Source organism: Chryseobacterium sp. FP211-J200 (assembly GCF_001643375.1).
Classification (GTDB): Bacteria; Bacteroidota; Bacteroidia; order Flavobacteriales; family Weeksellaceae; genus Epilithonimonas; species Epilithonimonas ginsengisoli.
In genome coordinates, this window is the sequence record NZ_LSHB01000003.1 from 1 (window position 1) to 17,954 (window position 17,954).

At 38.9% G+C, this 17,954-nt stretch carries 15 protein-coding genes; 5 read left to right on the top strand and 10 right to left on the bottom strand.

What is annotated here, in order from left to right:
• Positions 1 to 25 precede the first annotated feature (25 nt).
• Positions 26 to 2,167, bottom strand: a complete 2,142-nt coding sequence (locus AXA65_RS00855; protein WP_228391593.1) for a M12 family metallo-peptidase — start codon at positions 2,165 to 2,167, stop codon at positions 26 to 28.
• 226 nt (positions 2,168 to 2,393) lie between these two features.
• Positions 2,394 to 4,541 carry a M12 family metallo-peptidase gene (locus AXA65_RS00860; RefSeq protein ID WP_063968252.1) on the bottom strand — a complete coding sequence of 716 codons (2,148 nt, stop codon included), beginning with the start codon at positions 4,539 to 4,541 and terminating at the stop codon, positions 2,394 to 2,396.
• Between the two features lie 154 nt (positions 4,542 to 4,695).
• Here AXA65_RS00860 and AXA65_RS00865 point away from each other — a divergent pair, with 154 nt between their 5' ends.
• The 4 genes from AXA65_RS00865 to lnt all read left to right on the top strand — a co-directional run bounded on the left by AXA65_RS00865 (position 4,696) and on the right by lnt (position 9,647).
• Positions 4,696 to 5,268, top strand: a complete 573-nt coding sequence (locus tag AXA65_RS00865; RefSeq protein ID WP_063968253.1) for a CopD family protein — start codon at positions 4,696 to 4,698, stop codon at positions 5,266 to 5,268.
• Positions 5,269 to 5,302: 34 nt separating this feature from the next.
• On the top strand, positions 5,303 to 6,031 hold the full coding sequence (locus tag AXA65_RS00870) for an ABC transporter permease subunit (protein ID WP_063968254.1): 729 nt from the start codon (positions 5,303 to 5,305) through the stop codon (positions 6,029 to 6,031).
• Positions 6,032 to 6,211: 180 nt separating this feature from the next.
• Positions 6,212 to 7,870 (top strand): gliding motility-associated ABC transporter substrate-binding protein GldG, encoded by a 1,659-nt coding sequence (gene gldG, locus AXA65_RS00875; protein WP_256333816.1) that lies wholly within the window; start codon positions 6,212 to 6,214, stop codon positions 7,868 to 7,870.
• A 121-nt stretch (positions 7,871 to 7,991) separates the two neighbouring features.
• The gene (lnt, locus tag AXA65_RS00880; RefSeq protein WP_063968256.1) at positions 7,992 to 9,647 is read left to right on the top strand and encodes an apolipoprotein N-acyltransferase; all 1,656 of its coding nucleotides are present in this window, start codon (positions 7,992 to 7,994) and stop codon (positions 9,645 to 9,647) included.
• Between the two features lie 78 nt (positions 9,648 to 9,725).
• Here lnt and AXA65_RS00885 read toward each other — a convergent pair whose 3' ends face one another.
• The 8 genes from AXA65_RS00885 to AXA65_RS00920 form a co-directional block, all read right to left on the bottom strand.
• Positions 9,726 to 10,229, bottom strand: coding sequence for a DinB family protein (locus AXA65_RS00885; protein WP_063968257.1), 504 nt, complete (start codon positions 10,227 to 10,229; stop codon positions 9,726 to 9,728).
• 110 nt (positions 10,230 to 10,339) lie between these two features.
• Positions 10,340 to 10,792, bottom strand: coding sequence for a GNAT family N-acetyltransferase (locus AXA65_RS00890; protein ID WP_063968316.1), 453 nt, complete (start codon positions 10,790 to 10,792; stop codon positions 10,340 to 10,342).
• Positions 10,782 to 11,093, bottom strand: coding sequence for a barstar family protein (locus AXA65_RS00895; RefSeq protein ID WP_063968258.1), 312 nt, complete (start codon positions 11,091 to 11,093; stop codon positions 10,782 to 10,784). Before AXA65_RS00895 ends, AXA65_RS00890 begins: the two co-directional genes overlap by 11 nt.
• A 168-nt stretch (positions 11,094 to 11,261) precedes the next feature.
• Entirely contained in the window at positions 11,262 to 12,437 is a 1,176-nt protein-coding gene (locus AXA65_RS00900; protein ID WP_063968259.1) for an ABC transporter permease, read from the bottom strand.
• Positions 12,434 to 13,597, bottom strand: a complete 1,164-nt coding sequence (locus tag AXA65_RS00905) for an ABC transporter permease (protein ID WP_063968260.1) — start codon at positions 13,595 to 13,597, stop codon at positions 12,434 to 12,436. Before AXA65_RS00905 ends, AXA65_RS00900 begins: the two co-directional genes overlap by 4 nt.
• Positions 13,598 to 13,626: 29 nt before the next feature.
• Positions 13,627 to 14,622 carry an HlyD family secretion protein gene (locus AXA65_RS00910; protein WP_063968261.1) on the bottom strand — a complete coding sequence of 332 codons (996 nt, stop codon included), beginning with the start codon at positions 14,620 to 14,622 and terminating at the stop codon, positions 13,627 to 13,629.
• Positions 14,623 to 14,637: 15 nt separating this feature from the next.
• Positions 14,638 to 16,065: a TolC family protein gene (locus AXA65_RS00915; RefSeq protein WP_086048024.1), complete on the bottom strand. Its 1,428-nt coding sequence runs from the start codon at positions 16,063 to 16,065 to the stop codon at positions 14,638 to 14,640.
• A gap of 97 nt (positions 16,066 to 16,162) precedes the next feature.
• Complete coding sequence (locus AXA65_RS00920) at positions 16,163 to 16,678, bottom strand: ribonuclease domain-containing protein (protein ID WP_063968262.1); 516 nt, start codon at positions 16,676 to 16,678, stop codon at positions 16,163 to 16,165.
• 119 nt (positions 16,679 to 16,797) lie between these two features.
• On the opposite strand from AXA65_RS00920, the gene AXA65_RS00925 reads away from it, so the two are divergent.
• Positions 16,798 to 17,937, top strand: coding sequence for an acyl-CoA dehydrogenase family protein (locus AXA65_RS00925; RefSeq protein WP_228391594.1), 1,140 nt, complete (start codon positions 16,798 to 16,800; stop codon positions 17,935 to 17,937).
• Positions 17,938 to 17,954: the final 17 nt, after the last annotated feature.

The following is a 17,954-nucleotide window of genomic DNA, read 5'->3' on the forward strand; positions in this document are numbered from 1 at the left end:
TAATAATGCACTACGAGTATCAATATTATTGTTTTATCAATTTCTTACTGAAACTTTCGTTTGCTGTTTTTATCTTCACAACATAGTTTCCAGTTTTCAGTCTAGAAACATCGAATGTATTTTTTGATAAACTATCAGCTTCAAACTGCTTCACCAATTTCCCTGAATTATCATATATCTCAACTGCAGTAATCTTGTTAATTCCATTCAAAGTGAATTGGCTTTTAACCGGATTTGGAGACAACGAAATATCTTTGGAATTGATAACGTCATCCACTGCAAGCGCCGTACAGCTAAAGTTAGCCTTGAAACCAGCCCTTGTTTGTCCGGTCGTCGATCTGAAAGTAATAGTGATCGCTCCTGTTGCATGAGTAGATTCAAATGCAGGTGGCAAGGTATTTCCGGTCATTAATCCTTGAAAAGGAACTCCTGCCGTCAGGCCATTTCTTACAATTATATAGTCACCTGCATTTATATCAAATTCCGTAAATGTGATCTTCAATTTTTGAGAAGAGTCGTTTGGATAGAATGTTTTTGTCCAGTTTTCATTATTAGAATAATTACCATTTTCACCTCCAGTATCTGTAACTGTTTCACCACACCAGTTATTACCTGGTAAAATAATCAATGACCTTTGAAACAATGGAGAACAATCTGTTCCGGCCTCTATTTTATAGAAGACTTTTGCAGTAAGCCCCGTGACATTGAAGACTTTTGTAGAAGTAGTTCCTGAGCTCACAATTGTACCGTCCATTGTGGAAACCCTATACTTCCAAGAGGTAGATGTATTATCTGAAATTGTAACTGTAGCACCTGTTTCCGTAACGTTTGTCACAGTCATGTTGGTCAAGGTCACATCACATGATTTGGAACAGTCACCACTCATACATGCTTTAGAATCAATAGTTTGCCTGATAAGGTCTCCAGGCTGAGGCCCAAATCCATTCGCAAAGCTGATCCCAACCGAATTCACTAAATGACAGTAACTCATGATCGTTCCCTTTGTAGTTGTGGGAAGTGGCCCGTCACAACCTTCGTCATTACCAGATGCTGGTCCACAACCATCGATAGCGGTATTATTACCATTCCAAGCACAAGCATGTGTATGCGGAGAACCAAGATTATGTCCTAATTCGTGAGTCATCGCTTCGATGTTCCAAGAATAAGTAGGTACTGCAACATTTTGGCTATTCACACCACAATAAGAATATTTGTAAGTTCCGCAAAGCGCATCTACATAAGCTACACTAGTTGTTGCAGGATTTCTGATCAGCTGAGCAAGGTCACCATTAAAAGTTGGCCTTGCAGTTCTGAACTGGCTAAGTATCGTTCCTGGTTGTCCAGAATAAGGATCTGTTGTTGTCCAAACATAAATAGAACTCATTGCAATATTTACGCTTTCATTATCATACAAAGTTTTGATATTGTTGAACAAAGCTGTCACCCAGTTGGTTGTATTCGCTACGTTGGAACCATTTTGAGTATACGGTCCATAACCTACCTCAAAATAAACTCTTACACAGTTGGCAGTTAGCTTATTGGTAGTTTTTTTAGTTGGGTCATAGGAGATCTTGTTCGCTGCGTTTTCCGGTAATTGGTCTGCACCACACGAGAACGGGTTTTTTGGTTTCAATTTGTAATCGCTGTAAGAGACGAAATCCTGAGAGCTTTTGGCTTTTCCCAGAACCACATTTCCCAATTCATTTGTGGAGGCAACTCCTACCACATCATTGTCAAAGAAACTGAAGGCTACAACAGAACTGTTATCTCCTTTTATAATTCCCTGATAATAAACACCTGGGGTATAAGCTTTGATTCCTTTATCTGTATCGACTTGAAAATCAGTTGTAAGAATATTATTCTTAACCAATTCTACCGTAAGTTCACGATCCTCGAATGGGAAAGTAAGTTCCATGGCTTCAGGCTTATCATTTACAATGGCCTGCAATTCCGAAGGCTTCAACTGCATCACCGTCACATCCGAAGCCTCATTTTTATACATGATGGCATTTTTGGAAGCGACATCTTTTGCAAAGGGGCTAATCTTCACAAAACTTCTATTTTTCGCCTTTTGGTCCGCTACTTTTTGGGCAATAGGCTTTAGGTCTTGTGAAAAACCTAGAACTACCATTCCCGCAGAAAATAATAGCTGTAAAATTCTCTTCATAATATTTTAATTAAATTAATGATACAAAAAAAGCGATTTTTCACCATAATCCATCTCAAAAATGGAATTTTAACTATTATAGTTTAATTAAAATAATATCTTAAAATCGATTTATATCAATTAAAATCAAAAAATAATTCCATTAAAAGCAAACAATCATAAGTTTTATTCAAAAAAAATGGCCAAAAAAAAATAATTTTGACCATTTTTACTTAATTTAATAAAATTATTCTTTGATCAATTTTTTACTTAAGGTCTCATTAGCCGCTTGGATCTTGATGATATAGCCCCCGATCTTCAATTTGGAAACATCGTAACTATTTTTCAAAACCGAAGCTTCTTCAAAGGTTTTCACCAGTTTTCCAGAAGCATCGAAAATACTCACTGACTCTATCTTATCAACTCCATCAATTTTGAAATTACCTCTAACTGGATTTGGAGAAAGCAGTACAGCTTTATTTTTATCAATATCAGAAACACTGAGTGTACTACAAGAAAACACAGCAGACCAACCAGACATTGTAAGATACGTATCCGATTTGAAAACAACAGTGATAGCACCCGTAGTATCAGTAGAAGTAAAAGTTCCTGGATTGAAATTACCTGTCATATTATTAGCTCCTGAGAAAATGGGAGAAGAAACGCTCGCGCCGTTTCTGATGGTCATAAAGTCGTAGCCATCCTCCAGATCAAAACTATTGAACGTTAACTTCAATTTTTGACCTGCCGAATCTGGATAGAAAGTCTTCACAAAATCCTCCGCATCCGAGTAATTCACTGTTGCTCCGCCAGAATCTGTGAAAGCCTTACCACACCAGTCATCATTGGTCAAAAACATATTGCTCGTCTGGAATGCATTCTCGCCTGCACAGAAAGTCCCAACTAATAATTTGTAATAGGTATTGGCCGTCAAACCATCAATAGACAATGTTTTGGTAGAAGTCGTGCCGGATCTCACGATCGTCCCGTCCATTTGGGTCACTCTGTATTTCCAAGAAGTAGAAGTATTGTCTGTAATTGTAGCCGTAAAATTAGTTTTTGCAATACTGTTGAAAGTGATCGCAGATACCGTGATCGGACAAGTCGTAACGCAATCTGTTCCCAGACATGCCTTTGAGTCCACAAGTGTTCTTATCAAAGCCGCAGGCTGAGGTCCAAACCCATTGGCAAAACTAATTCCCACATTCAGATGGCAATAGCTCATGATCGTTCCTTTCGTAGGAATCGGGCCGTCACAACCTTCGTCATAGCCAGACATCGGTCCACAGCCATCGATAGCTGTATCATTACCATTCCAAGCGCAGGCATGCGTATGTGGAGAACCTAGAGAATGCCCCATCTCGTGGGCCATTGCACCAATCGTCCAAGAATAGGTAGGAACATTGGAGTAACTTTGATCTATGCCGGAGTAAGCATGTTTATAACTTGTACATAAAGAATTAAGATAGGCAACACTTGTTGTAGAAGGTGCATTCACCAGATGCGCAAGGTCACCATCAAAAGTTGGTCTGTTGGCACTGAAAGCTTCCAAATTAGCATTATAATCTCCCGTGTAAGGATCCGCGGTCGTCCAAATGAAAATCTTCTTAAGGGTCATTTTCACACCGTCATTCACATAAAGTGTATTGATATTGTTGTGAACAGCCGTGATCCAATTGGTGGTTGTCGTTACATTAGAACCGTTGTTTTTATAAGGTTTATTGGCGACTTCGTAATACATTCTCACACAATTGGCAGTTTCAAGTGGTGCTTTCGCTTTGGGATCAAATGAAACTTTTTGTTTTTCATTCTGCATCAGCTCATCTGTCCCACACAGGAAAGTGCTTTTTCCTCTTAGTTTTAAATCATCATAGACCACAAAATCATCCGAGTTGATAGCCTTTCCGAGAACGACATTTCCACCGTCCTTTACCGAAGCGATACCAACAACATCATGATCAAAGAAACTAAAAGCCACCACAGAATTAACATCATTTTTAATGATTCCACGATAATAGACACCAGGATTATAATTAGTTACTTTTCCTTTATCAGTTTCAACATTGAATCCGATGGAAAAAATATCTACTTTGACCAATTCTACAGTCAATTCCCTGTTTTCAAAAGGAAAGGTCAATTCCAAAGCCTGAGGTTTTTGGCTGATGATCTGCGAAAGTTGGGAATGATTTAATTTCAAAGTGACTGCATCGGTCGCAGCTTGTTGGTATTTGGCCTGTTTCTGAGCTGAGGTATCTTTACTAAAAAGCGTAAACTTTTCGAAAGCTATTCTTCTTGTGTGGAGATCTGCAACTTCCTTGGCAACAGGTTTCAAAGCTTGAGCAAAACCTAGTATGCCAAGGAAAACTGCAAATAACAATTGTAATTTTCTTTTCATAATTATTTTTTTTTAATTTATTACAAAAGAAACATTTTTTATTCAATATCAACAAAATTATTTCAATTTTAACGTCAAATACTCAAAATAACCATGTGCGATTCTCCGTTTTATTTTTCTACCAATAAGGACTATCTTTGCAAAAATCCCCTGAATGCTATATTCCATTATCAAAGCGATTCACATTATTTTTATGGTAAGTTACTTTGCCGGGATCTTCTATCTTGTAAGACTTTTTGTTTACTATAAGGACACAGATGAATTTGACGAAGTGAAACAACAGATCCTTAGAAATCAATACATTTTCATGGCGGTCAGACTTTGGAATATCATCACGGTTCCAGCGGGAATACTGATGCTATTATCCGGAATAACCATGATCTTCTTGAATTCTGGATTGATGAAGACGCCTTGGTTCCATTTGAAACTTACATTTTTGGTCGGATTGGGAATCTACCATTTCTGGTGTTGGAAAAAGGTGAAAGAACTCAAAAAACTGAATGGCGATATTTTACCAACCACCAACATCAAACTTCGACAGTTCAATGAGATCGCAACTTTTATTTTATTCGGTGTAGTTTTCACAGTAATCCTCAAATATTCCGTTATAGAATATTGGTGGCAATTGATCTTAGGTTTCTTCGGAATCATTATTTTGATAAGTTCAATCGTCAAAATGGTGAATCGAAATAAGACAAAAGACTCAAGGCAAAAGAATCAAGAATAAGAACTATTTAACTTTAATACTTTCAAACTTATCTATGATCGCAATATTCAAAAAGGAACTTTGGAATTTTTTCGGAAACTGGAGCGCGTGGATCATCATCGGCGCTTTCAGTGTAATATCAGCATTATTCCTATTCTTCTTCGAGAATGATTTTAATATTTTCGATATCGGAAGTGCAACGCTTCAAAGTTTCTTTGTGCTTTCACCCTGGCTTTTTATGTTCATCATTCCAGCGATCAGTATGAGAACTTTGGCGGAGGAGCAACAATCCGGAACATTATTTTGGCTATTTTCTCAACCTGTAAAGATCACAGAAATCGTTGGTGGGAAATTCCTTTCTGTTTGGTTGGTCGGCGTTTTGTGCTTGCTGCCATCCTTGGTTTATTACTACACGGTTTACGTTTTGGGCGTTCCTGAAGGTAATATTGACGGAAGTATGACCTTTGGAAGTTACATTGGATTGATCATTTTAATTGCGGCTTTTTCCGCAGTTGGGATTTTGGCTTCATCGCTTTCACCTAATCAGATCACCGCTTATCTTTTGGGCGTTTTCATTTGTTTCATTTCGTATTTTGGGATTGAGCAATTGGCGAGTTACAAATTGTTGGGAAGTGCAGATTATATTTTGCAAAATATTGGATTTTATCAACACTTTTTAGCATTCACAAGAGGACAGATCGATACGAGAGACGTTTTCTATTTCTTATTCGTGATATTCCTGGGATTAGGTTTGGCGAGTTGGTTTGTCTGGAAAAAGAAGTAAGGAAATAGACAAGAAAAAAGTCAAAAGATAAAAGGCTTTCAATTGGAACGCTGAATCTGCAGCCCGGCTTGAGTGGAAATCCTTTTTTGTGGCTGGAAAAGCTAAGGCAAAAAGATTGGGAACGGAAGACGGATAAAGCTGCCCAAAAAAATTAAATTATAAAAATTCATTATCATTAAGATGAATAAAAAACATAAAATCACCCTTATCATTATCACTGTTCTTCTAATCATCGGGATGAGCGGATTGGTTTACAAACGTTTCGACCTCACAGCGGAAAAACGATACACACTTTCGTATTCTACCATCAAAGTTTTGGAAAGCGTGAACAAACCGATGACGATAGAAGTCTATTTGGATGGCGATTTCCCGGCTTCTTTCAAACAGCTCCAGAATGAGACCAAGTTTATGCTGGACGAGTTCCGAAAGATCAATCCGAAGATCGAGTACAAATTCCGTGACCCGATTGCGGAGAAAATTCCGCAAGATACTTTGGCCGGAATGGGAATGCAGCCTTCGATCCTTCCGGATATGAAAGATGGAAAGATCTCCGAGATTGTGATGTTCCCTTACGCCGCTATCAAATATAATGGTTATGGCACTGCAGTTCCACTCATCATTCAGCAATCCGGAATTGATGCAAGTACGCAACTTAGCAAATCGATTGAGAATCTTGAATATAATTTTGCCTCGACCATCAAAGGAATGACGGAAGAAACAGCCAAAAATGTCGGATTTTTGGTGAATCAGCAAGAATTGAGTCCAGATGAATTCCGTGGATTTTTGGATGTTGCAATGGAAAATTACAATGTTGGCCCAGTCATTCCGGAAAACAAGACCGAACTTTCTTTGGCCGATGTTCCGAAACTCAAGCAAATAGATGCGCTCGTCATCGCAAAACCCAGAAAAGCTTTTACCGACGGAGAGAAAGTCATTCTTGACCAATATATTATGAATGGCGGTAAAACGCTATGGATGATTGATGCTGTGAATGCAGAAATGGACACACTTTTCCAAGCGAAGAAGATCATGGCTTATCCGCTTGATCTCAACCTCACAGATTTTATGTTTAATTATGGATTAAGAATCAATCCTGCTTTGACAAAGGATATGAAGAAGTCGGCCTTGATCAGGATTGTTTCGGGCGAAGTGGCTGGCAATCCGCAATACAGCAGTTTTCTTTGGCCTTATTTTCCGTTAGGAATTGCGGAAACCAAGAATCCAATTACAAAAAACATCAATCCTGTAAAATTCGAATTTCCAACTTCTATTGATACGTTGGGTAGACCAAATATCAAAACAAAAGTTCTTTTCGAATCCAGCGAAAGGACCATCAGCAAAACGGTTCCGAATTATGTTGCCTTGTCAGAGATTGTAAGAGCAGACAGCATCGGCGAGATGGAACGTCCTACGCCACCGAAGATTTTTGCTGTGGCCTTGGAAGGAAAATTCACTTCAGCGTATGCGACGAGAAGTGAGAAAAATGCTTATCCAGGCTTTAAAGCTCAAAGTACAGAAAATAAAATGCTCGTGATCGCCGATGGCGACATTGCAAGAAATCAAATCTGGAAAGGAAAACCGCTTCCTTTGGGCGAAGATCTGCTTACCAAAGAACATTATGGAAACGCACAATTCCTTAGAAACGCCTTAGATTATCTTTTAGACGACAGCAATATGATGGAACTCCGCAACAGAACCATTGAAATCCGTTTGCTCGACAGAGAAAGAGTGGACGAAGAACGCTCGAAATGGCAATGGATCAACCTGCTTCTGCCATTGGGAATTTTGGGGATTTTAGGAGCTGGATTTTATTTTATTAGGAAGAAAAGATTCTCCTAGCCAAAATCAATTTATTTCCCCGACCCCAAAGGGAGTAAATTGATTTGCTTCGCTCCCTTTAGGGTCGGGGAAACCAAGGAAATTAATTTACACACATTAAAAATTATTAAATTTAATAATAATGAAGAACCTTCTATTAGCTTTAATATCCGGAGTTTTACTCGCCATTTCTTGGCCAACTTACGGGATTCCATTTTTTATATTTTTCGCATTCGTTCCTTTATTGATGATGGAACACAACATTGCTAAATTCAGTAATATCAAAAGGAAAAGCTTAGCGATATTTGGTTTGTCCTATCTTACGTTTGTCATTTGGAACGCGGTTACGACCGGTTGGCTTTATAATTCCAAACTTCCGGATGGGAGCAATTCGCTCTTGGCAGTTCTGTTTCCGGTTTTGACCAACGCGTTTTTTATGTCGATTATTTTCCACTTTTATCGACTTTACAAAAGAAGTCAGGGAACGTATTTCGGATTGGTATTTTTTGTGGTGATCTGGATGGCTTTTGAGAAGTTGCATTTGGTTTGGGAATTCACCTGGCCTTGGCTGAATCTTGGAAATGTCTTTGCAGATTATCATCAATTTATCCAATGGTACGACACTTTGGGCGCCACTGGCGGCAGTTTCTGGATTTTAATTTGTAATGTGTTGGCATTTTATACTTTTAGAATTTGGGAAGCGGGACGCAAGAGAAAACCGCTCATCAAAAATGTATCGATGTTGGCAGGATTTATCATTTTACCGATGTTGATTTCCTTGGTCAAATATTACAATTACGCACCAAAAACGGTCGGAACTTTGAATGTGACAATGCTTCAACCGGCTTTAGACCCTTACAATGAGAAATATCAAAAAGACAGTTTAACGATTGAAAGTGACCTATTAAAATTAGGGTCAGAAAATTCAATTATAACATTAAGAGGAAAAGAAACTCAAAACATCGACCTTTATCTTTCGCCGGAAACATCTTTGCCTGGACCAGGTTCTATAAGTGAGCGAGGATTCAATAATAGTTTGCTCATCAATAATATCAAAGCATTTTTAACTCAACATCCGAAATCGGTTTTTGCTGGCGGAATTTCCAGCTATTACGTTTATAAAGAAGATGAGGAAAAGCCTGTAACCGCGAGTTATCTTGAAAGACAAGGCATTTGGGTGGATGAATATAATTCTGCCATTCAAATCATCCCGAATCAACAGCCGGAAGTCTATCACAAAGCGATGCTGGTTCCCGGTGTTGAGATTTTCCCATACATCAATTTCTTCAAACCAATTTTAGGCGATGTGATGCTGGATTTAGGCGGAACAACACGTTCACTCGGCGTTTCCAAAGAACGAAAAGTATTTGCAAATCCTTATAACAAATCCGTTATCGCGCCAATCATTTGCTACGAAAGTGTCTATGGCGAATATGTAACGGATTATGTTAAGAAAGGTGCCAATCTTCTAACGATTGTGACGAATGATTCCTGGTGGGGATTTTCGCAAGGCCATAAACAATTGTTGGCTTACGCAAAACTCCGTGCGATAGAAACCAGACGCGAAATTGCAAGAGCTGCCAACAGCGGTACAAGTGCTCACATCAATTCCCGAGGAGATATTGTGGATGAATTACCATACGGCGCAAAAGGTGCATTAACCGCAAAAATCAATCTGATTGACAAAGAAACGTTCTATACCAAAAGCGGCGATTTTCTTTCTAGAATATGTCTTTTTGTGATTGGAGCTTTGTTACTTTTTATTCCGGGGAGAAAGTATTTAACTAGAAAGAAATAGATTGGTGAAATTGTTGATTTGTAAAACTGTAAAATTGTTAAAATTCGAATGAATTTACGATTCAACAAATCAACAATTTCACAAATTCTGCAAATACCTTTCCTTAATAATATTGAGATGATGAATATTGTGGCCAACTGTTAATTTGCCGATGGTTTCTACATTGATGCTGTTCTCATTGACGGTTCCGGATAGCTGTAAGGCATCTTCCGGAAGTGTTTTAAAGAAAATAAAAGACTGTTTCCTTGTTAATTTGAATTCTTTGATGAGGCTTTTCAAAGTCCGGCTGTCTGCATAAGAATGATTAGCCCAGGCTTCTTCATCAAATCCCGAAACCACAGACTGATCTTTTCTGGAAAACCTCAGCGCACGGTAAGCAAAAACTTTCTCGGTATCTATCAAATGTTGCAAAAGCGTTTTCAGGCTCCATTTGCCTTCTGCGTAAGCATAATTGGATTGATCTTCAAAAAGATTTTCGTAGATATCCAGGGTTTCTTTCCCTACAATTTTCAATTCGTCTAACCAATCTTCTGTCGGAATCAGATCCAAATAACGCTGGATATATTTTTCGAAATCTGTCATAGCTTATATATTTTTATCCTTCGAGAACCTCAGGATGACAATTATTTAAAACATTGTTAGGAAGAGATTCTCGAAGCCTTTCTTAATTGATTGTTTTACTTTTCTCTTGATTATTGATCAATTTCCAATTCATAAAAATTCACCTCATCATATTTTTTGAAGCCGGCACTTGGGTACAATTGATTACCAATCTGGTTGTCTTTGCCGGTTTCCAGATACATCCCGCAAGAATCGGATGTTCTGCAAAGTATTTTTGCTTCTTCTATCAAAACTTTAGAATAACCTTTGCCACGATATTCTGAATTAACATAAAGGTCATTCAACAACCAATATCGCTTCATTCTTGTGGATGAAAATAATGGGTATAATTGAACAAAACCGCCCAATTTCCCGTCCTCTTCCACTACAAAAATTTCGGAATCTCTGTTTTCCAATCTTTCGGAAATAAATTGTTCTGCTCCAAGAAAATCAGATGTTTTATGATAAAACATTCTGTACTCATCAAACAATTGTGCGAGTTGAGACAAATCGTCGATGGTTGCTTTTCTTGTATTAGTCTTCATCATCATCAGAATTTGCGTCCTCATCTTCGTATTGTTCAAGGTAATAAGTAAAGGTGAAACCTGCTACCTCATCTTCTGCATCTTCCAAGGTTGTCATAAGGTCTTCAAAAGTTTCTAATTGGTCAACGCTCATATTCACAAATTCCAGATGAAGCGGCATTTCCAATTCGCCTGAAATCACGTCGTAAAGTGCATCCAGATTGTCGCCAAAATAGTCCGGCAATTCTAATTTTGATTTCAGTTGTTCGTAAAAATCCTCGTAATCGCCGATGTTGACGAAATCGATATAAATAGTTTTCATATGTAGATTCTTATTTTAATGGTCATATGCAATCGCCTAATCTTTATTGGTATTTAGGTTTTAAAATCATGGCGATCTTATAATTTTTTATAATTGAGACCCAACCATTAGTTTGCGGCCAGATGAAAAGCAAATTTCGATTATTTTTTATTAAAGTCTGACAATTATCTATGCAATATTTTGTTGGGTTCCTAATTTTTCATTCCCTGTCAAATATTTAATTCTGAAAATAAGCAACAACGAAAAAAGAAGCCATAACAGCAACAGATGAATAATCGCCGGGAGATTATCCGAAAGCGAGCCACCTTCCTGAACCACCGAAATATAAGCTTTCAAAAAAGGCGAAGTCGGCAACATATCCGAACAAAACTGTATGAACCCCGGCAACGCAATATATGGCATCGAGTATCCGGTGATCAAAAAAATCGGGTAAGAAGAAAAAACCATTACCTGAAAAGTCAATAGTTTGGTTTTGAAAAAACTGCCAATCAGCATCCCGAATACAATCACCGTTGCGATAAAAATGGCTGTAACCAATGCCAAAGCCCAATAACTGCCCCGCACATCAACACCGAAAACAGAAAAATTAACCACCGTAAAAAACAGCCCAAAAATCATGAAAACAAAAAAGTACAACAAGCTTTTGCCAAATATGATTTTAGAAATATTATGACCGGACAGGTTGTATAAACTTTTCAGTTTTTTCTCTTCCCGTTCTGATGCCAAGCTTGCAGCAACACCAATAAGCAAAGTCTGCTGAAGAATAATCGCCAACAATCCCGGCAGCAGAAAAGAACCATACGTCATATCAGGATTATAAAGCGGCCGGTAATCCAAATTAATAGGATTGGTCATTGTCATAGCTTCGTCATCGCTCATCCCTTGCTTGTTAAAATAGGTTTTTCTTACGCCGGCGCCCACCGTCAGGCAGACTTTGGTCACCGTACTTAGCAAATCGCTGGACGGCAAAAAACGTGAGGCATTAAGAACCACATTCACGTTCGCCTGTTTTTGAGACAACAGTAGTTTTTCCAGGTCTTTCTGAATGTAAAAATAACCCTGAACTTCACCATTATACATTTTTTCCTGAGCGTCTCTCAGGTCGCTTGCAGGAATAATATCAATAATAGAAGTAGAATTCAGTTCGCTCGTCAATGTTCTGGAAATGGCTGTAGCATCATCATCTACCAACGCCAATTTTACCTTTTCTTCACCTTTGTTAAGATAAATACTGCCGTACATAAAAGCATAGAGAATAGGCGCCAGAAGAAGAATCAAAAAAAGGCTGGCATCTTTTGACACATTCCGGATCTCTCTCTTCAATATTTTGATAACAACTTTCAATGTTGATTTTTTAGATAAAGATTAATTTTTCTCTGGAAAATAATTACCGCCAAAGGAAATGTAACACCTATAAACAGTAATAATTTATAAACTTCAGGCATTGCATAATGCATAGGCAACTGCATAAAATAAAGCTTGATAAAACCATCCAGAAAATGTGTGTAAGGCATTATATCAGAATAGAGCTGATCGTACCAAGGCATAGCCCAGCGCGGAAAAGTAAAACCACTGAAAACAAAAGCCGGCGACGTAAAAAACAAGGCAACATCGGTCACAAAAAGAAGATTGTCTGACAGCGCTGACAGCATCATCCCAATCCCGATACAAGCCAAAGCCATCAATGTGTAAATGATAAAAAAATTAAAGTCCGTACCCGGTTTCCCCAAATCATATACAGGAAAAACCACAAAGGCAATCAGTACAAAAAGAATCCACGAGACCGACAAATGAGCCAGCATTTTCCCGATCACAATTTGTGATGATGAATGCGAAATCTCCAAAAGGTCATCAATGGTATTTCTTTTAAACTCAAGATTAAGGATAAGAACCGCCGCCACAATCAGCGCCATCTGCAGACCAACAGTAATCAGCCCGGGCGTGAGATACATCTTATAATTAAAATCGGGATTGTATAAAATGGTTGAATTAAGTTTTATCGGCTGAACCAGTGCATTGGCAGTCTGCGCCGGCATCCCTTGCTTTTCGGCTTTTTCCAGCACCACGGCCAATCCACCTTTGATAATAATCTCTGCTGCACCTTTGTAAATCATTTTGGCAGGTACCAGATAAGCACCGTTGGTGTATAAGGTAATATTGGACTGGTGGTTTTTCTTGGCATCAGACTCCATATTTTTAGGGAAATGAACAGCGCCGAAGATCTTGCCTTCTTTCATTAGCTTTTCGATCTCGGCATTGCTGAAAGCCGTATGGGTAAAATGGATATTTTCATTTTGCTCCATCATGTCGGTGAGGGTTCGGGAGACAGAAGATTGATCCTCATCCCAAACAGCCATCGGAAGCTCTTTGGCAAACTGCTTCTGATAAATCAATCCATAAAAAAAGAAAATCACCGGCGGAATCACCAGCAGAACTACATAGAAATTCGGAATCGAAAAAATCCGTTTCCATTCTCTTATGATGATTTGGCTGATGGTTTTCAAATGATATTGTTGTTAAATGTAGAATGATATTAGTCCAAAACGAGCTGCGCCGTCATCCCGGAACGGAGACCTTTTACCGCATTAGGATTCTCCGGCCTTACTTTGATCTGGAAGGTTCTCAGCTCAAACTCACCGTTCTGTTTCTCGGGCACCCAATCTGCGTATCCCAATGCTGGCGCCAATTCTGCCACTTTACCTTTGATGGTTTCCGGCGTACAACCCGGAATTTTCATGGTTACAACACTGCCTTTTTCAATTTTATTGATTTGATTTTGACGGAGATTAAATTTCACAAAAAAAGAATGATCTTTTTGGATGGTCATCATAGGGTAACCGGCATTCACCATCTCGCCCTGATTAGAGATCAGCGTTGATATTTTCCCAGAAGCGGGCGCTTTTATCGAATTATTATCTTTGATTTGCTCAGCCAGTTTTTCGCTGCTTTTGGCTTGATTGAGCAGTGCCTGCGCCGAGTTTTTCAGCTCTTTGTTATTGCCACGCTGTAAAAGCTGCACATTAAGGCTGGCTGTTTCCAGCTCTTTCTGCGCGGCTTTATATTTGAAATAAACCACATCACGCTCCTGTCCCGACACTACGCCTTCGGCATACAGATTCTGAAAACGGCTGTAGGTTTTCGACATCAGATCCATCTGCTGCTGCGCAATCTGCTGCAGGTTTTTTGCCGAAGCCAAAACTTCCGGCTCTACCCCACGGTTCACTTTATCCAGCTGATTTTGTGCGATAACTACCGCATCGGACACCTGAGCCTGTATGGTTTCTATCTCCGAAGTCTGTAACTGTGCCACAACCTGGCCTTCTTTAACCTCATCACCTTCCTTTACCAGCAAAGAAATAACCCTACCGGGAAGCGAAGCAGAAACATCCACAAAATCAGCATCTACCATCCCAATTACGGCATTATTATCGGTATCTGATGATTTGTTTTTCAGCAGGTAAATCAGCGCAATCGCCAGTACAAACAATGGAATAAAAACGGCCCAGTAATTTTTTATAAAATTTTTCATTCTTTTTTGTTCAGGTTAAGGGATGTAGTTGGTAATATTTTCCGGATTCCCGTTGATATAAAAATAAGTAGCCAATGCCGTCTGATAAGCAACTACAGAAGTGTAATACAGTTTTTCGGCTTCGTACTGCAGCTGCAGCGCATCATTCACATCTTTTACAGAAGAGAGGCTGTTTTCCATTCTTTTTCTTACCATTTCGGTCGTGGTATAAGTCTGTTGACGTGAGGCATCCAGTGTTTCGCTTTGTTCTTTCAGGCTCAGCAGTTTGTTTTCTGCAATCTTTGCCGCCAGGTTTACCGCCTTTTGTTTTTGTTCTATCAGCAGATCCGCTTCTTTAACCAACGATTCAGACGCCAGATTTCGGGATTTTCTTTCGGGATCGAACAAGGTCCATTGCATCTCTACACCTACCAGCCATGGCGGAGTAATCAGTGGTAAATCTTTCCGGAAAAACTGCACATTGCCAATCGCAAAAATATTGGGTTTTGAAAGTGATTTGGTAATGTTAAGTCCGGTTTCTGCTTCCGTTTTTTTACTTCTCAAGAGTTTGAGATCTGCATTATTCCCAGAATCAGAAAACGGAGGAAGTACGGTATTCTCATTAAGTTTTTCGGTAATCTCCAGAGGTTCATCCAAGGAGATTCCCATCAGGTCTTTGAGCATCAGCAGCGCATTCTGCTTTTCCAGATTAAGGTTTTTCAGATTGGTGTCGGCTTGTTTTTTTGCAATATCTGCCCAGTTTTTCTGATAAGGCGGGATAATCTCCGCCGTCATAAGGTTCCCGGCATATTTTTCATTTTTATCTAAAGACGACACACTCTCCTGCTGTTTAGCAATCATCGAATTAAGATACATAATCTGAATGTACTGCAACGCAATATTATATGCTGTAAGATCTTTTGAAGTTTGCAGGTTAGCTTTTCCACTCTCCACCTGCTGCTGAGAAAGTTGCTGCGAAGCTTTGAGCTTACCACCCAAATAGATTGGCTGCCGTACGGCCACTCCGGCTAAAAAGTAACTTTGCTTGGCAATGGCGGGATTGTAATTGGGATAGACTGCGCCAATAATATCTTTGGAAGTCTGATAAATCACATCCTGGATCTGCTGAGTAAGCGGCTGGCCTGTAATCTGCTGAAAAACCGAATTGGCTGCGTAAACGCTTTGATTGGCTGTACCTTCTACAATGCCGTCTTTTACCTGTTGCAGATTAACCCGCAACGGCTCACCGATGTAATTGTAACCTGCTAAAAGATCAACTTTTGGCAGATAATTATTTTTGTTAGACTGCAGAAGTTTTTCCCGCGTTTCCAGAGACTGCTCCGCCAGTTTTATAACGCTGTTGTTTTCCTGTGATTTATCAATGCACTGCTTCAGCGAATATTGGGAAAATGCAGTTACAGAAACCATCAAACATACCGGAAAAAAAACTCTATTATACGTCATCGTTTTTAGTAATAATTGCTTCTGTAAAAGGATTAATACCTACAAATTTAATTAAAAAAAATATTTTTTCAGCAAAGAAAACTTTTTTAAAAACTATTTACTGCCTGATAAACGACTTGTAGTGATCTTTTGTCAGCAAGACGTCACCATTTTTGGTGAAAATAATCCGGTCTGCACCTCTATTTCCGCAGTTGTAATTCACATCTGCTTCATAATATTGCTCGCCTTTTGGCAATTGTTTTTCACGGTTACTGAATTTATCACCACCAATTGCTTTTCCGGGTAAAATGTCGCAAAGATTTCCTTTTGACGGAATCCACCCTTTGCTTTTCGCTTCAGATTTTGTGATATAATAATCGGGCAATTTATGATTGGACTTGACGAAAGAAATAACTTTTGTTTCATTTGTCAATTCTTCTAATGAACTTTCTTCAGAAGGTTTTTCAGCACCAAATTGAGTTTCGGATTTATTCTCAGATTGCGCAACTTCGGTCTTCTGACTTCCAGCATCTGACTTCTTTTCGATTTTATAATTCGAAATGAGATACATTGTCAATATTCCGGCAAAAGCACCGACGAGAAAGAATAAAAGGGTTTTTAATTTTGGATTCATTATGAAAAAATTCTAGGCTAAAATAATGAAAACCTCGATTTATAAAGAATAAAAAACAAATTTTAAAAATAATTTATCCTTATCCTAATTTTTCTATATTTGGCGACAAAGATAAAAGTATGGATACTGCCACTATGGACAACCTAAAAATGATAGCTGAAACGGCAAAAGATTTTGCTGAAAAAAATATTCGCCCCAACATTATGGATTGGGACGAGAGCCAAACTTTCCCTGTAGAACTCTTCCACCAACTAGGTGAATTAGGTTTTATGGGAATCGTAATCCCTGAGGAATATGGTGGTTCCGGTCTTGGTTATCAGGAATATGTGACGATTTTGGACGAAATTTCTCAGGTTGACCCTTCCATCGGATTATCTGTTGCCGCACACAATTCACTTTGTACGAATCATATTTATGAATTCGGAAACGAGGAACAAAGAAGAAAATGGTTGCCACAATTGGCTTCCGGAAAAGTAATCGGCGCTTGGGGATTGACGGAACACAACACAGGTTCAGATTCCGGTGGAATGTCCACAACTGCTGTCAAAGACGGCGACGAATGGGTTATCAATGGTGCAAAAAACTTTATCACGCACGCTATTTCTGGCGATATTGCGGTTGTAATGACAAGAACTGGAGAAATTGGAGCAAAAAATAATTCTACAGCTTTTGTTCTGGAAAAAGGAATGGCTGGATTCACTTCCGGTAAAAAAGAAAATAAGCTAGGAATGCGTGCATCGGAAACAGCAGAATTGATTTTCGACAACGTTCGCGTTCCAGATTCTCACCGATTGGGCGAAGTGGGAAGCGGTTTCAAACAAGCGATGAAAATCCTTGATGGCGGTCGTATTTCTATTGCTGCTCTCAGTTTGGGAATCGCAAGAGGTGCTTACAAAGCCGCGCTTAAATATGCTCAGGAAAGACACCAATTCGGAAAATCGATTTCAAGTTTTCAGGCGGTTAACTTTATGTTGGCTGATATGGCAACAGAAATTGACGCTTCAGAATTATTAATCAGAAGAGCTTCTGACCTCAAAAATGCTAAAGCAAAAATGACCCGTGAAGGCGCAATGGCAAAATTATACGCTTCTGAAGCTTGCGTAAGAATTTCAAATAATGCGGTTCAGATTTTCGGCGGATATGGTTATACGAAAGATTTTCCTGTTGAGAAATTCTACAGAGATTCTAAATTGTGTACGATTGGCGAAGGAACTTCTGAAATCCAGAGATTGGTGATTGGAAGAGACATTACTTCTTAATATTAAATGATTAAATG